General features: G+C 41.7%; 12 protein-coding genes and 1 pseudogene. 9 read left to right on the top strand and 4 right to left on the bottom strand.

The features are described from left to right. The first annotated feature begins 25 nt into the window (after positions 1-25). Positions 26-502 carry a transcription elongation factor GreA gene (greA, locus tag V6W77_RS04015; RefSeq protein WP_025217005.1) on the top strand — a complete coding sequence of 159 codons (477 nt, stop codon included), beginning with the start codon at positions 26-28 and terminating at the stop codon, positions 500-502. Positions 503-560: 58 nt separating this feature from the next. On the opposite strand, the gene ndk is transcribed toward greA, so the two are convergent. Both ndk and metG read right to left on the bottom strand, forming a co-directional pair. Beyond that, positions 561-977 carry a nucleoside-diphosphate kinase gene (ndk, locus tag V6W77_RS04010; RefSeq protein WP_112110781.1) on the bottom strand — a complete coding sequence of 139 codons (417 nt, stop codon included), beginning with the start codon at positions 975-977 and terminating at the stop codon, positions 561-563. 9 nt (positions 978-986) lie between these two features. Then, positions 987-3,074, bottom strand: a pseudogene (gene metG, locus V6W77_RS04005) (methionine--tRNA ligase); the annotation flags it as partial. A gap of 129 nt (positions 3,075-3,203) precedes the next feature. On the opposite strand from metG, the gene menC reads away from it, so the two are divergent. The 3 genes from menC (at position 3,204) to V6W77_RS03990 (ending at position 6,267) form a co-directional block, all read left to right on the top strand. Next, positions 3,204-4,160, top strand: coding sequence for an o-succinylbenzoate synthase (gene menC / locus V6W77_RS04000; RefSeq protein ID WP_334253858.1), 957 nt, complete (start codon positions 3,204-3,206; stop codon positions 4,158-4,160). Positions 4,161-4,390: 230 nt separating this feature from the next. Beyond that, positions 4,391-5,083 carry a 16S rRNA pseudouridine(516) synthase RsuA gene (rsuA, locus tag V6W77_RS03995; RefSeq protein ID WP_334253857.1) on the top strand — a complete coding sequence of 231 codons (693 nt, stop codon included), beginning with the start codon at positions 4,391-4,393 and terminating at the stop codon, positions 5,081-5,083. Then, positions 5,083-6,267, top strand: coding sequence for a Bcr/CflA family multidrug efflux MFS transporter (locus V6W77_RS03990; RefSeq protein WP_334253856.1), 1,185 nt, complete (start codon positions 5,083-5,085; stop codon positions 6,265-6,267). Before rsuA ends, V6W77_RS03990 begins: the two co-directional genes overlap by 1 nt. 91 nt (positions 6,268-6,358) lie before the next feature. On the opposite strand, the gene rlmD is transcribed toward V6W77_RS03990, so the two are convergent. Beyond that, entirely contained in the window at positions 6,359-7,675 is a 1,317-nt protein-coding gene (rlmD, locus tag V6W77_RS03985; RefSeq protein WP_334253855.1) for a 23S rRNA (uracil(1939)-C(5))-methyltransferase RlmD, read from the bottom strand. Between the two features lie 70 nt (positions 7,676-7,745). Here rlmD and V6W77_RS03980 point away from each other — a divergent pair, with 70 nt between their 5' ends. The 4 genes from V6W77_RS03980 to rluA all read left to right on the top strand — a co-directional run bounded on the left by V6W77_RS03980 (position 7,746) and on the right by rluA (position 13,284). Further along, positions 7,746-9,071: an anti-phage deoxyguanosine triphosphatase gene (locus V6W77_RS03980; protein ID WP_334253854.1), complete on the top strand. Its 1,326-nt coding sequence runs from the start codon at positions 7,746-7,748 to the stop codon at positions 9,069-9,071. A 98-nt stretch (positions 9,072-9,169) separates the two neighbouring features. Continuing rightward, positions 9,170-9,535 carry a hypothetical protein gene (locus V6W77_RS03975; protein ID WP_025235743.1) on the top strand — a complete coding sequence of 122 codons (366 nt, stop codon included), beginning with the start codon at positions 9,170-9,172 and terminating at the stop codon, positions 9,533-9,535. A 158-nt stretch (positions 9,536-9,693) separates the two neighbouring features. Then, positions 9,694-12,606 (top strand): RNA polymerase-associated protein RapA, encoded by a 2,913-nt coding sequence (gene rapA / locus V6W77_RS03970; protein ID WP_334253853.1) that lies wholly within the window; start codon positions 9,694-9,696, stop codon positions 12,604-12,606. Between the two features lie 9 nt (positions 12,607-12,615). Continuing rightward, positions 12,616-13,284, top strand: coding sequence for a bifunctional tRNA pseudouridine(32) synthase/23S rRNA pseudouridine(746) synthase RluA (rluA, locus tag V6W77_RS03965; RefSeq protein ID WP_334253852.1), 669 nt, complete (start codon positions 12,616-12,618; stop codon positions 13,282-13,284). On the opposite strand, the gene ampD is transcribed toward rluA, so the two are convergent. Then, a complete protein-coding gene (gene ampD, locus V6W77_RS03960) occupies positions 13,285-13,836 on the bottom strand; it encodes a 1,6-anhydro-N-acetylmuramyl-L-alanine amidase AmpD (protein WP_334253851.1) in 552 nt (183 codons plus the stop codon). 64 nt (positions 13,837-13,900) lie between these two features. Here ampD and V6W77_RS03955 point away from each other — a divergent pair, with 64 nt between their 5' ends. Further along, a complete protein-coding gene (locus tag V6W77_RS03955) occupies positions 13,901-14,743 on the top strand; it encodes a 23S rRNA (adenine(2030)-N(6))-methyltransferase RlmJ (protein WP_334253850.1) in 843 nt (280 codons plus the stop codon). The last annotated feature ends 24 nt before the right edge of the window (positions 14,744-14,767 follow it).

Raw genomic sequence — 14,767 nt, 5'->3', positions numbered from 1 at the left:
AATTTTTAGTAAGGAAACAGACTTAATGAAACAAATTCCTATGACTGTGCGTGGTGCAGAGCAACTGCGTGAAGAATTGGATTTTTTGAAAAATGTGCGTCGCCCGCAGATTATTGATGCCATTGCCGAAGCCCGAGAACACGGCGATTTAAAAGAGAATGCGGAATATCACGCCGCTCGTGAGCAGCAAGGTTTCTGCGAAGGTCGTATTCAAGAAATTGAGGGTAAATTAGGTAACGCTCAAATTATTGATGTAACAAAAATGACCAATAATGGCAAAGTGATTTTTGGTGCAACAGTGCAATTAGTTAATGCAGAAACAGATGAAGAAGTTACCTACCGCATTGTAGGTGATGATGAAGCGAACATCAAAGAGGGCTTAATTTCTGTTAATTCACCGATTGCTCGTGGCTTAGTTGGCAAAGAAGTTGATGATTCTGTGAGTATTACCACGCCTGGCGGTAAAGTGGAATTTGACATTGTCGGCGTAGAGTATATTTAATCTTGTAGGGGCTAATTGCAATTAGCCCCTACGTTTTTCAATTAGCCCCTAGTTAAAATCATACAATTTCACTCGGCACGAAGAAATAAGCAATTTCACGTTTTGCCGATTCTTCCGAATCAGAACCGTGAACGGAATTTTCACGGTAGCTTAATGCAAATTTATCACGGATTGTGCCTTTTTCACGTTTTGTTGGATCAGTCGCCCCCATTAACGCTCGGTAGTGCTGAACGGCATTTTCGCCTTCTAATACGGCAACCACTATCGGCTCGCTCGTCATAAATGCCACTAACGGCTCGAAAAATTCTTTGCCTTGATGTTCTGCATAGAACCCACCTGCTTGTTCTGCGGTTAAATGCAACATTTTCAGTGCTTTGACTTTTAGTCCGCCTTTTTCAATTTCAGCCAACACTTGCCCTATTAAATTACGACGTGTGGCATCCGGTTTAATAATAGAAAGAGTTTGTTGAATCATACTGTTCTCCTATTTTACCTGCATACCAGGCTGTACACCGCTGTCTGCATCTAACAAGAATAAATTTGCACCGCCTGTGCCGGCTGATAAGATCATTCCCTCAGACAATCCAAACGACATTTTACGAGGTGCGAGGTTTGCAATCACGATCACAAAACGTCCGATTAACTCTTCCGGGTTTGGATAAGCCGCTTTAATGCCTGAGAATACTTGGCGTTTGTGGTCGCCTAAGTCTAGCTCAAAACGCAACATTTTGTCTGATTTTGGCACAGCTTCGCAGTGTAAGACTTTAGCCGCACGTAAATCTAATTTTGCAAAATCATCAATGGTGATTTCTGGAGCAATCGGCTCGATTGCAGAATTTTTTTGGTTTTCCACCGCTTGTTTTCCTTTTTTCTCTTCTGATTTTTTCGTTTCTTTTTGAGCATCTGCAAATAACGCTTTGGTTTCGTCAATGACCGCATCAATCTGTTTTTTCTCAAGACGTGAGAAGAGTGATTTAAACGGTGCAACGGTGTGCCCTAATAATGGGGTAGCGATGTTATCCCACGTTAATGTGGTTTGTAAAAACGCCTCTGAACGAGCTGCCAGTTGCGGTAGTACCGGTTTTAAGTAGCTCATTAAAATGCGGAATAATTCAATACCCATTGAGCAAACCGCTTGTAATTCCGCATCTTTGCCTTCTTCTTTTGCGATCACCCAAGGAGCTTTGTCGTCAATATATTTATTCGCTTTATCGGTTAACTCCATAATTACACGAATTGCCTTGTTAAATTCACGGCTTTCATAGTAATTGGCAATGGTTTCCGCCTGTGCGATGAAATCATTGAATAGGGCTTCATCGTCCAATTTATCCGCTAATTTGCCTTCAAAACGTTTGGTGATAAAGCCGGCATTACGAGAGGCAAGGTTCACTAATTTATTAACGATATCGCTATTTACACGTTGTACGAAATCATCAAGGCTGAAGTCTAAATCTTCAATGCGGTCGTTTAATTTAGCCGCATAGTAATAACGTAAACATTCAGGGTCGATATGTTTCAAATAGGTGCTGGCTTGAATGAATGTACCACGAGATTTCGACATCTTCGCTCCGTCTACCGTTACATAACCGTGAGCAAAAACATTAGTAGGCTTGCGATAGCCGCTACCTTCTAACATCGCCGGCCAGAACAGACTGTGGAAATAGACAATATCTTTTCCGATAAAGTGATAAAGCTCGGTTTGCGAATCTTTTTGCCAAAATTCATCGAAATTGATGCCTTGACGGTCGCATAAATTTTTAAACGATGCCATATAGCCGATAGGGGCATCAAGCCACACATAGAAGAATTTGCCCGGTGCATCGGGAATTTCAAAGCCGAAATAAGGGGCATCACGGCTGATGTCCCATTGCTGCAAGCCACTTTCAAACCACTCTTGCATTTTGTTGGCAATTTCAGATTGTAGCGAGCCGGAGCGTGTCCACTCTTTTAACATTCCCTCAAAACTTGGTAAATCAAAGAAGAAATGCTCAGATTCTTTCACCACAGGTGTTGAGCCGGAAACTGCCGAACGTGGATTAATCAAATCCATCGGGCTATAAGTAGAGGCACACACTTCGCAGTTATCGCCATATTGATCTTCCGCTTTACATTTCGGGCAAGTACCTTTCACAAAACGATCTGGCAGGAACATATTTTTTTCAGGGTCGAAAAGCTGAGAAATCACTTTGCTTTTGATAAAACCATTCGCACGCAATTTTTTATAGATTTCACTCGTGATTTCACGGTTTTCTTCGCTGTGGGTTGAGTGATAATTATCAAAGCTGATATTAAAGCCTTCAAAATCGGCAATATGATCGGCTTTGGCTTTTTCGATAAGTTGCTCAGGGGTAATGCCTAATTTATTGGCGTTAAGCATAATTGGCGTGCCGTGTGCATCATCGGCACACACAAAATGCACCTCGTTGCCACGCATACGTTGAAAACGCACCCAAATATCCGCTTGAATATGCTCAAGCATATGACCTAAATGAATTGCACCGTTAGCGTAAGGCAAGGCACAAGTAACAAGCATTTTTCGTTTTTGGTTAGACATTCTTTTTCTCGTTAATTTTCTGTAAAAATTTGCCGCATATTTTAGCCCAAAACCGTGAAATTTACTAGCTCGCTTGAATTTATTAGGGCTTTACGCCAACAAGCGGTAGAATAATCATTAAATTTTGCAAATAATTGGGGATAATCGATGCGACAAGTTCAGCTTTATCGCTACCGCTTACCGATTCAAACAGGCGTGGTATTACGCAAACAGACTTTAACCGAGCGGGAAGGTTTAATCGTCAAACTCCAGCAAAACGAGCAAATCGGCTGGGGGGAAATTGCACCACTTCCGACTTTTAGTGAAGAATCGTTAGAACAAGCGGAACATCAAGCCAAAGCGTGGCTGAAAGCGTGGCAAATCGGGCAAGAAACAGAATTGGGTTCCTTATTTCCCTCCGTTGCCTTTGGATTAAGTTGTGCGTTGGCAGAATTAAATGGCGAATTAGGCGAGCAGGGCAATTACCAATCTGCCGTTTTATGCTATGGTGATTTTGCGAAATTTCAGCCTACGGTTAGGCTCGGTAAATTAAAAATCGGCGTAAATCCTGAAAGCGAGGGCGAACAAGCGGATCTATTGTTAAGTACTTTCCCAAATTTACAACTCAGGCTTGATGCCAACCGCCTATGGAGTTTAGAACAAGCGGTTAAATTTGCCGAAAAAATTGCAAATGCTAAGAAGCCAAGAATCCAATTTATCGAAGAACCCTGCCAAACTCCGGAACTCTCCCGACAATTTGCCAAGCAAACCCACATTGCGATCGCGTGGGATGAAACGGTGCGAGAGCCGAATTTTTTGGTAAAAAAAGAGCAAAATTTGACCGCTATTGTGCTAAAACCGACTCTTATTGGCTCAATCGAAAAATGTAAAAGCTTGATTGAACAAGCTCATAATTTAGGAATTACTGTGGTTATCAGCTCCAGCCTTGAAAGCAGTTTAGGGCTAACCCAACTTGCTCGTGTTGCTTTTCAATACACGCCAAATAGTACGCCGGGGTTAGATACGTTGAATTTAATGCAACATCAATTATTGCGAGAATGGCAGGGATCTGCGTTGCCGTTGGTGGACGAACAGAGCCAATTTGTGTGGGAAGTTGTGCTATAATTGAGATTAATTTTTAAAAGAATATAGCTCCCCTCTTTAGCAAAGAGGGGGAGGGGGAGATTTGGCAGAAGTAATAAACGGAGAAAATAGCTTTTGAAATTATCAATATTGTTGATTTTTGCATTATTTGTTTATTCTCTTCGCTAATCTCTCCTGCCAAATCTCCCCTAGCCCCTCACGGCTCAAAGAGGGAACGTGTCCAAATGTAAATTATAAAGAAAAGAGAAACTATGCGTTTAGATAAATTCATTGCCGAAAACACCGGCTTAACCCGTTCCCAAGCAGCGAAAGTATTGAAAATCGGTGAAGTGACCGTTAATGGTAAAATTGAAAAAAGCGGAGCGGCTAAAATCAGCCAAGACGATGAAATTTGCTACCAAGGTGAGCCTCTTAAATGGGTGGAAGAGGGGCAATATTTTATGCTCTATAAGCCGCAAGGCTATATTTGTTCACACGATGACGGAGAATATCCAACCGTGTTCCAATTTTTTGACTATCCGCTGATGACTAAACTACATACGGCAGGGCGGTTAGATGTTGATACCACAGGGCTGGTGCTATTAACCGATGACGGCAAATGGTCGCACCGTATTACCTCGCCAAAGCACCATTGCGAAAAAACTTATTTGGTAACGTTGGCAGATCCTGTCGAAGATTTTTATGCTGAAAAACTTGCGGAGGGTATTTTACTGCGTGGCGAAAAAGATCCGACTTTACCGGCTCAGCTTGAAATCTTAGATGATTACAATGTGAATCTGACCATCAGCGAGGGGCGTTACCACCAAGTCAAGCGAATGTTTGCAGCCTTAGGCAATAAAGTGGAAGCCTTGCACCGTTGGCGAATTGGCGATGTGGTGTTAGACGAAACCTTAGCCGAAGGCGAATTCCGCCCGCTCACACAAGCCGAAATTGAGAGTTTCTAATGGAAAATAAAAGACCTGCCGCCAGTTTTTTTATCATTTTGGGAATGATGGCGATGATGCCACCTTTGGCGATTGATATGTACTTGCCATCGTTTTTGGATATCGCCAAAGATTTAGCCGTCTCGCAAGAAAAGGTGCAAACCACCTTAGCCTTATTTACATTAGGTTTCGGCTGCGGGCAGCTTTTCTGGGGGCCGATAGCAGATAGTTTCGGAAGAAAGGTCATTATTTTAATCGGGCTGATTGGTTCGGCAATCGCTGCCTATTTCCTCACGCAAGTGGAAAATATCAACACTTTCTATATATTGCGTTTAATTCAAGGATTATGTGCCTCTGCCCCTGCGGTGGTGCTTGGGGCATTGGTGCGGGATCTGTTCGAGAAAAATCAATTTGCCCGTTTAATGTCGATCATTATGATTATTTCAATGCTCGCTCCGCTGCTTGCCCCAATTATTGGCGGTTATGTGGCGAAATATTTCCACTGGCATTCGATTTTTTATGTGTTGATGGCAATGGGGCTGCTTTGCGTGGCGTTAATCAGCTGGAAAATCCCCGAAACCTTGCCCAAAGAAAAACGTTTACCGCTGAGTTTTGGCAAAAGCCTGAAAAACTTCTCTGAACTTTTATTGCATAAGCCTACCTTAGGTTATGTATTAATTGGCGGTTTAACTTTTGCCGGTATTTTCTGTTTTCTTACCTCAGGCTCGATTGTTTACATCGGCATTTACGGCATTTCGCAGGAATATTTTGGCTACTTCTTCGGCTTAAATATGGTGGTAATGGTGATTATGACCGCCATCAACAGCAAAATGGTGGTTAAAGTCGGCTCGGAAAGAATGCTGCAAATTGCCTTAGCCTTACAAGTGCTAGCTGGAATTTGGCTAGCCTTAACTGCGATGTTTGAACTTGGTTTCTGGGCGATGGCATTAGGCGTACCGTTTTATATCGGAATGCTTTCCACCATCGGCAGCAATGCCTCCGCCGCCATTTTAGACCGCTACCCACAAATGGCAGGCACCGCAAACGGCGTTGCCGGTACGGCACGATTTGGCATTGCCTCGCTTGTCGGGGCAGGGCTTTCCCATATTGCAATTACCAGCGAAGCCCCAATGTTGTATGCAATGGCGTTATGTACGATTACGGCTGGAATAGTTTATTATTTACTATGCTATCAGAAACATTAGTAATGTTTCGTAGGGCGGGTTTTAACCCACCAACGCAATCCCATAACAAGCGGTTATTTTTAAACGGAATTTTGCAAAAAGGAATTGGGCATTATTTCCTAAACAACGAAATCGACTCCAAATGCCCTGTATGAGGGAACATATCAATCATCGCCACTTTTTCTAGGCGATAGCCAAATTGCAATAGCTTTTCTGCATCACGCACGAGCGTTGCCGGGTTGCAAGAAACATAAACAATTCGCTCAGGGTTGAGAGCAGCAAGGTGGTCTAAACAAAATAACGCTCCGTTGCGAGCCGGGTCGAGCAGGACTTTATCAAAAGGGACTTTCGCCCAAGGCTTATCGGCAAAAGGCTCATCTAAGTTAGTTTGGTAAAATTCCACGTTTTTTAGACCGCTTGCAGCCGCATTTAAGCGAGCTTGTTCCACCATTGGCTCAACGCCTTCAATGCCGACCACCGATTTTACGGTTTTGGCAATCGGAAGAGTAAAATTCCCCATTCCGCAGAATAAGTCTAGCACCCGGTCATTGTCAGTCAGCTCAAGCCACTCAAGGGCTTTTTCTACCATTTTTTCATTTAACTTGCCGTTTACTTGAATAAAATCTCGAATGGAAAATTGCAGTTTTAAGCCTTGAATTTCATAATAAGGCAGCTCGCCGCACAGGTGTTCGAGCTGATTTTCTTCACACATTAGAAACACAGACAGGGCATTTTGTGCAGCAAACTGAAGTAAATTTTCACGATCTTGTGCCGATAATGACCCTAAATGGCGTAAAAATAGGGCAGTTGTGTTATCTGCTTGCACTAACTCAATATGCCCTAGTTTTTTCTTATTCTGCCAATTTGCTACAAGATTTTGTAATTTAGGTAAAAGATTAGAAAGTGGTTCTACTAACACTTCGCATTGTGCAAGCGGTATGATTTGGTTGGAATTTTGCAAACGAAAGCCCATCACTAATTGCTGATTTTGAATGGCAATGCTGAGTTTGGCTCGGCGGCGGTAGGCTTTATCATTGCCGACAATCATCGGTTGGAAAGCAATTTCTTCACGTTGCAATTTTTGCAGACGTTGAAATAGGGCGTTTTGTTTCGCCTCACGTTGTAATTCAAGCGAAATATGTTGCATTTGGCAACCGCCGCATTTGCCGTAAAGTTCACAGCTCGGCATTGTACGATTTGCCGATTTTTTCAAAATTTTGACCGCTTGTCCGCGTCCGTATTGGCGTTTTTCTTCAATCGTTTTAAATTCTACCTGCTCATCGGGTAAAGCGTTTTCAATAAACCAAGTTTTGCCGTTAATTTTGGCGATGCCTAAGCCTTGATAATCCAATGATTGAATTTGCACAATTTGGCGAGCGGTCGGTTTTTGCGGTTTTTTTGCAGATTTTTCAGAGTAAAAAATAGCCATTAGTATAATATACAGAATAAAAAATGGGTGTATTATATAAGAAAAGCATTTTGTGGAAAATGGAGGCAATATGATTTCAGCGGTTTGGACTGAACGTTACTTGGTAGATAAAAATCGAGAGCAAGATCATCGCTCACCCTTTCAGCGTGATAGAGCAAGACTTCTGCACTCCGAAGCCTTTCGCTGCTTACAAGCGAAAACGCAAATTCACGCCGTAGGGGAGGACGATTTTTACCGTACCCGCTTAACCCATTCATTGGAAGTGGCTCAAATCGGCAGTAGCTTGCGTGAAAAATTATTAGACGATAAAGCAGGCTTTCAAGCGGTCTGTTCTGATTCAAAATTTGCAAAAAATGAAGAAAATTTGACCGCTTTATTACCTTCTCGTAGCCTGATTGAATCGCTCTGTTTTGCACACGATCTCGGACATCCACCTTTCGGACACGGTGGCGAGATGGCATTAAATTACAAAATGCGTGAATTTGGCGGTTTTGAAGGGAATGCTCAATCATTTCGCATTATGACCCAGCTCGAACCTTACACCGAAAAGGCAGGAATGAATTTAACTCGTCGCACCTTGCTTGGTGTGATGAAATATCCGTCATTATTATCCGTAAGTTTCCCCCTTGAGCCGGCAGAAATAGAGAATACTCACCACATCAATCTGCACTATTTCCCTCAAAGTAAAGGCATTTTTGATGATGATGAGCACTTTTTCGATTGGGTTTTAGTTCCTTTAAGTGAAAAAGATAAGCAACAATTCTGCTCGGTTGAGCAAAATAAAGATCCTAAAAAGCCGAACAAAACCCGCTATAAGTCTCTTGATTGTAGCATTATGGAACTGGCAGACGATATTGCCTACGGCGTTCACGATTTGGAGGACGCGATTGTTGGAGGAATGGTTACGCCACAATCTTGGCAAAATGCGGAAAAATTACTGAAAGAAAGTGGATCAGATTGGATAAAAGAGCGTTTGTCTGAAATGAGTAAAAATTTATTTTCACAACATCGTTATGAACGTAAAGATGTGATTGGGGCTTTAGTCAATCACTTTATTACCAACGTGCGTTGGAAAGAACTCCCTGAATTTGATGAGCCGTTGCTACGTTACAACGCCTACTTGCCTGATAATGTTGCTTGCGTGCTGAAAATTCTGAAAGATTTTGTGTATCAATATGTCATTTGTGATGCTAAAACCCAGCGAGTAGAACGCAAAGGGCAACGCATTTTAATGGAGTTATTTGATATTTTAAGTAGCGATCCGATGCGATTATTACCGAATAATGTACGTGAACGTTGGAAAAATTCGGAAGAAAATAAACGAGCAAGGGTAATCTGCGACTATTTAGCCGGTATGTCAGACGGGCAGGCATTCAAACTTTTTAAAAATTTTTAACATTTTTTTAAAATTAAATGAACTAACTGAAATTCGCTTAGTCATAAAATATAGTTGAGTAATAAGCTCAACTTTTGACCAAAGAATAGGAGATTCTTATGAAAAACTTAAATAAAGCATTATTAATTCTTACAACATTTGCTTCTGCAACTGCATTTGCTCAAGCGGTAGCTGTACCTGAGGAAATTTATCAACCACAAGGCGAATTAATTAAATCAGAGCTTCAAGGTAAGAATGAATTTGAGGTTGAATACCACGTTAAAGGAACAGATGTGCGTGGTTTAGCAGAAAAAGCTATTGAACACGCTAAAAGCAAAGGTTTTGATTTAGTTAAATCAGAAATTAAAGATAAAGATGCCGATTTAAAATTCAAACGTAATCAGCAAGAATTGGATGTTGATATTGAATTGGAAGGCAAAGATCGCATCGAATATAAAGCAGAGCTAGATTTAGATAATAAATAATTTGTAAAATCTAAAATAAAAACGACCGCTTGTGTGTTTTAACCGCACAAGCGGTTTTTTTGTTGAGCTTTTTTGCAAAAATAGTAAAGCATAGCAGGAGTAGAATTTGCTAAAATAGCCACCTAGAAAAATAAGTAAATCGTCTTTAGAGGAAAAGAATGTTTTTAGTCGGTCAGCGTTGGCTAAGTGAATCGGAAAATAATTTAGGCTTAGGTATTGTGAAAGCGGTGGATCATCGCACTGTTACCATTAATTTCCCCGCAGCGGAAGAAGAGCGAGTGTATGCTATTTCTGTTGCCCCTTTAACCCGTGTGCAGTTTCAAGCAGGCGATAGAATTAATAGCCTTGAAGGTTGGCAGCTTGATATTGTAGATGTAGTTGAAAATCAAGGTGTTGCGATTTATTTGGGGAAAAGGGTCGATAATGGAGAAGAGGCTGTTTTGCCTGAAATGCAACTCGATCACAAAATTAGCTTTAGCAAGCCGCAGGATAGACTTTTCTCGGCACAAATTGATCGTAGTGATCGATTTGCGTTACGTTTTCGTGCGTTAGAGCATCAACAAGCTCAGTATCAATCGCCTTTGAGAGGCTTGCGTGGTATTCGAGCCAGCCTAATTCCCCATCAATTACACATTGCTAAAGAAGTTGGTCAGCGTTTATCGCCTCGTGTTTTACTTGCTGATGAAGTGGGTTTAGGAAAAACCATTGAAGCGGGAATGATTTTACAACAGCAGCTTTTTAGTGGCAGAGTAGAGCGTGTGCTGGTGCTCGTGCCGGAAAGCCTGCAACACCAATGGCTGGTGGAAATGCTCCGCCGTTTTAATCTGAAATTTTCGCTATTTGATGAAGAGCGTTGTAGTGATTTTGATAAGGAAGATGAAAACGGTGAGAATGCCAGCGAGAATCCATTTGAAAGTGAATCTTTAGTGATTACTTCACTGAACTGGTTGGAAACCGCACCACAGCGAGCAAAACAGGTGCTTGATGCCGGGTGGGATTTGATGATTGTTGATGAAGCTCATCATTTAGAATGGTCGGAAGAACAACCTTCAGTGGGTTATCAATTTGTCGAAAATTTAGCGAAAAGTATTCCTTCGGTCTTACTTTTAACCGCAACGCCTGAGCAACTCGGGCAAGAGAGCCATTTTGCTCGCCTAGCTCTGCTCGATTCCGATCGTTTTTATGATTACAACAGCTTTGTGGCGGAGCAAACGCAATATCAGCCCGTTGCGGATGCGGTGGCGACATTATTAAATGATAAGCCTCTCACAAATGACGAGCAGAATACCATTGCAGAATTGCTAAGCGAGCAGGATACCGAGCCGATGTTCCGAGCGATCAATAGCAAAAAATCGGACGAAAATGACCGCTTGCAAGCCAGACAAGAGTTGATTAGTGAGCTGATTGACCGACACGGAACAAGCCGCGTATTGTTTAGAAATACCCGTCAAGGCGTGAAAGGTTTCCCTCATCGTGAATATCACCAAATCAGCTTGGAAATGCCGAAACAATACCAAAATGCGTTAAAAGTGATGGCTATGATGGGGAGTGTGAGCCAAACGGATTTACTTTATCCGGAATACTTGTTCCAGCGAATGAACCCAAATGCTAAATGGGCGGATTTTGACCCTCGTATTGAGTGGCTAATTACCTTCTTGAAAAATCATCGTGAAGAAAAAGTGTTGGTTATCTGTAAACAAGCGGATACGGCGATTGCGTTAGAGCAAGTTCTGCGTGAGCGTGAGGCGATCCGCTCGGCGGTATTCCACGAGAAAATGTCGATTGTTGAGCGTGATAAAGCAGCGGCTTATTTTGCGCAACAAGAAGAAGGTGCTCAAGTACTGATTAGCTCAAGCATTGGTTCAGAAGGGCGTAACTTCCAATTTGCTAAAGATTTGGTACTGTTTAGCCTGCCGGATAATCCTGATTTACTCGAACAAAGTATTGGGCGTTTAGATCGTATCGGGCAGAAAAACGATATCCAAATTTATGTGCCGTGCTTTAATTTGTCAGCTCAGCAAATGTTGGCACAGTGGTATCACAAAGGCTTAAATGCGTTTGAAGAAACCTGTCCGATGGGAACGGCAATTTTCCGTGAATTTAATGAAGAATTACAAGTTTTCTTGAAAAAACCTGAATTTTCAGAGCAATTTGATGACTTTTTAGCGAAAACACATAAACGCCAGCAACAATTGAAAACAGAATTAGAAAAAGGGCGAGATAGATTATTAGAACTCAATTCTAATGGTGGAGAAACAGCTCAACAGATTGCAGTAGATATCGCTAAAGAAGATAATAATCCGCACCTCGTAAATTTTGCCCTGAATTTATTTGATGTGATTGGCGTGGAGCAAGAAGATTTAGGCGAGCAGAGCATTGTGATTAGCCCAACAGGGCATATGTTAGTACCAGATTTTCCGGGGCTGTCGGAAGAGGGGACAACCATTACCTTTGATCGTGAATTAGCCCTAATGCGTGAAGATGTGGAGTTTCTCACTTGGGATCACCCTATGATCCGCAACGGCATTGATTTAATTACTTCTGGCGATATGGGGAAATCAGCAGTTTCATTGTTGGTGAATAATAAATTACCTGCCGGTACATTATTACTTGAAGCCATTTATATTGTGGAAACACAAGCCCCAAAAGGCTTAAATTTAACGCGTTTCTTGCCACCAACACCAATTCGCATTTTAGTGGATAACAAAGGTAATAACATTGCTCCACAGGTTTCCTTTGCAGGGCTTGAACGCCAGTTAAAACCTGTGAATAAGCAGATGGCAAATAAAATTGCGAAAATGGCACGGGCAGATATTGAGAAACTGATTAAAGCAAGTGAAAAAGCCGTGCTACCTCAAGTGCAAGAAGTGATTGAAACCGCCACATTTGAGGCAAATAGTAAATTAAAAGCAGAATTACACCGCTTGGAATCCCTCAAAATGGTAAATAAAAATATTCGAGCCGATGAAGTTGAGGCATTAGAGCAACAACTCAACGAAACATTAGCACAAATCGCCCTTGCAAATTACCGTTTGGATTGCTTGCGTGTGATTGTGAGTAATAAAGAGTAGCTTAAAAATATGGCATTAATTGAATATAACCCACCGCTTGAGCCTTTTTTGAACGAGGTTTATCGGGATAATCATATTTTAGTTTTAAACAAACCAAGTGGTTTGCTTTCTGTACCGGGTAGCCAACCTGAATATTATGATAGTGCGATGACCCGAGTGCAGAAAAAATATGGTTTTACCGAACCGGCTCATCGCCTTGATATGGCAACAAGCGGTATTATTTTGTTTGCTCTGAGCAAAGCAGCGGAAAAGGAATTGAAACGTCAATTTCGTGATCGTGAGCCGAAAAAGCACTATATTGCGTTACTTTGGGGAAAATTAGGCGAGAAAGTGGGCGATAAAGGCGAAATGAATTTTCCGTTAATTTGTGATTGGGAAAATCGTCCCCGTCAAAAAATTTGTTATGAGCGAGGTAAAAAAGCGATTACCCATTATGAAATTTTGGCTCATAACGCCAATAATACCACTCGTGTAAAACTCACGCCGATTACAGGGCGTTCGCACCAATTGCGGGTGCATAGTTTGGCACTGGGGCATCCGATTATCGGCGATAAATTTTATGCTAATCCACTAGCGAAAAGCCTCTCGCCTCGCTTATGTTTACACGCTGAATCGCTGACCATTACTCACCCGATTACGGGGGAGCCGATGACCTTTACCGCCAAGCCGGATTTTTAACTATTTCAGCAAGCTACGGTAATATTGCCAATCAAAATATTGCCCTGGGTCAATTTTGCGTTCCGGGGCAATATTGCTATGGCCGGTAATCCGCTCATCAGTAATCTGTGGATAGTTTTTCTGAATAGCTTGTGTGAGCTTTGCTAAAGTACGGTATTGTGCTTTGGTAAAGGGTTGATTATTACTCCCTTCTAGTTCAATACCAATCGAGTATTCATTACATTTTTCCCGCCCCTCAAAGCAAGACACTCCGGCGTGCCACGCCATATCATTAAAATTGACATATTGAGTAATTTCGCCTTTACGATTAATTAAACAATGGGCAGATACTCGAAGATCTTTAATTTCTTCAAAATAAGGGTGAAGAGTTGGGTCAAGTTTGCCTTGAAAAAAAAGATCGATAAAATTCCCACCAAATTCTTCGGGGGGAAGGCTAATATAGTGAATAACCAATAATGAAATATCATTTTCACTCGGGCGTTGGCTAAAATGGGGAGAGGGAACTTGTTTTTGATGAACTAAACAGCCGTTCTGAATTTTCAATTTTTGCATAGTTTAAATAGGGTAAATACGGTAAAATTACGTCTAACTATATTTTACAAGAAAAGAGAAAATTATGCTCAGTTATCGCCACAGTTTCCACGCAGGCAACCACGCAGATGTGTTAAAACATATCGTTCAACTTTTGATTTTACGTTCATTAAAAGAGAAAGAGAAAGGCTTTTTTTATCTTGATACTCACTCGGGTGTTGGGCGTTACAGTTTGCTGAGCTTTGAATCCGAAAAAACAGGGGAATATTTAGAAGGTATTGCCCGCCTGTGGGAACGTAATGATTTGCCTGAAGAAATCGCTTTATACATTGATGAACTGAAGAAAATTAATCGTGGCGGAAAACTCAAATATTACGCAGGTTCGCCACTTTTAGCGGTTCAGCAGCTGCGTGAGCAAGATCGAGCGATTTTAACCGAGCTACACCCGAACGATTTCCCACTTCTTCGCCAAGAATTTGCCAAAATGAAAAATGTGCAAACTAAGCGTGAAAATGGTTTTCAGCAGTTAAAATCAGCATTACCGCCGAAAGAACGCAGAGGCTTTGTGCTAATCGATCCACCGTATGAATTAAAAGAGGATTATGAATTGGTGGTAAAAGCGATTGAAGAAGGCTATAAACGTTTTGCGACAGGCGTGTATGCAATTTGGTATCCGGTGGTGTTACGCCAACACACTAAACGCATTGTGCGTGGTTTGCAGGAAACCGGAATCCGTAAAATTTTGCAAATTGAACTTGCGGTTCGTCCTGACAGTGATCAACGAGGTATGACCGCAAGTGGAATGATTGTAATCAACCCACCTTGGCAGCTTGAACAACAGATGAAAAATATTCTGCCTTATTTAACCGAAGTGCTTGTGCCGGAAGGAACAGGCTCTTGGACGGTAGAATGGATTACGCCTGAGTAATTTATACAAAGTAAAATTTTTGAG

This window comes from Mannheimia indoligenes (genome assembly GCF_036880405.1).
In the GTDB taxonomy this organism is placed as follows: Bacteria; Pseudomonadota; Gammaproteobacteria; order Enterobacterales; family Pasteurellaceae; genus Mannheimia; species Mannheimia indoligenes.
This window is presented reverse-complemented; position numbering and strand designations above follow the sequence as displayed.

Bases quoted from the DNA above. Each gene is read 5' to 3' on its own strand.
- greA (WP_025217005.1), top strand. From the start codon at position 26: ATGAAACAAATTCCTATGACTGTGCGTGGTGCAGAGCAACTGCGTGAA.
- ndk (WP_112110781.1), bottom strand. From the start codon at position 977: ATGATTCAACAAACTCTTTCTATTATTAAACCGGATGCCACACGTCGT.
- menC (WP_334253858.1), top strand. From the start codon at position 3,204: ATGCGACAAGTTCAGCTTTATCGCTACCGCTTACCGATTCAAACAGGC.
- rsuA (WP_334253857.1), top strand. From the start codon at position 4,391: ATGCGTTTAGATAAATTCATTGCCGAAAACACCGGCTTAACCCGTTCC.
- V6W77_RS03990 (WP_334253856.1), top strand. From the start codon at position 5,083: ATGGAAAATAAAAGACCTGCCGCCAGTTTTTTTATCATTTTGGGAATG.
- rlmD (WP_334253855.1), bottom strand. From the start codon at position 7,675: ATGGCTATTTTTTACTCTGAAAAATCTGCAAAAAAACCGCAAAAACCG.
- V6W77_RS03980 (WP_334253854.1), top strand. From the start codon at position 7,746: ATGATTTCAGCGGTTTGGACTGAACGTTACTTGGTAGATAAAAATCGA.
- V6W77_RS03975 (WP_025235743.1), top strand. From the start codon at position 9,170: ATGAAAAACTTAAATAAAGCATTATTAATTCTTACAACATTTGCTTCT.
- rapA (WP_334253853.1), top strand. From the start codon at position 9,694: ATGTTTTTAGTCGGTCAGCGTTGGCTAAGTGAATCGGAAAATAATTTA.
- rluA (WP_334253852.1), top strand. From the start codon at position 12,616: ATGGCATTAATTGAATATAACCCACCGCTTGAGCCTTTTTTGAACGAG.
- ampD (WP_334253851.1), bottom strand. From the start codon at position 13,836: ATGCAAAAATTGAAAATTCAGAACGGCTGTTTAGTTCATCAAAAACAA.
- V6W77_RS03955 (WP_334253850.1), top strand. From the start codon at position 13,901: ATGCTCAGTTATCGCCACAGTTTCCACGCAGGCAACCACGCAGATGTG.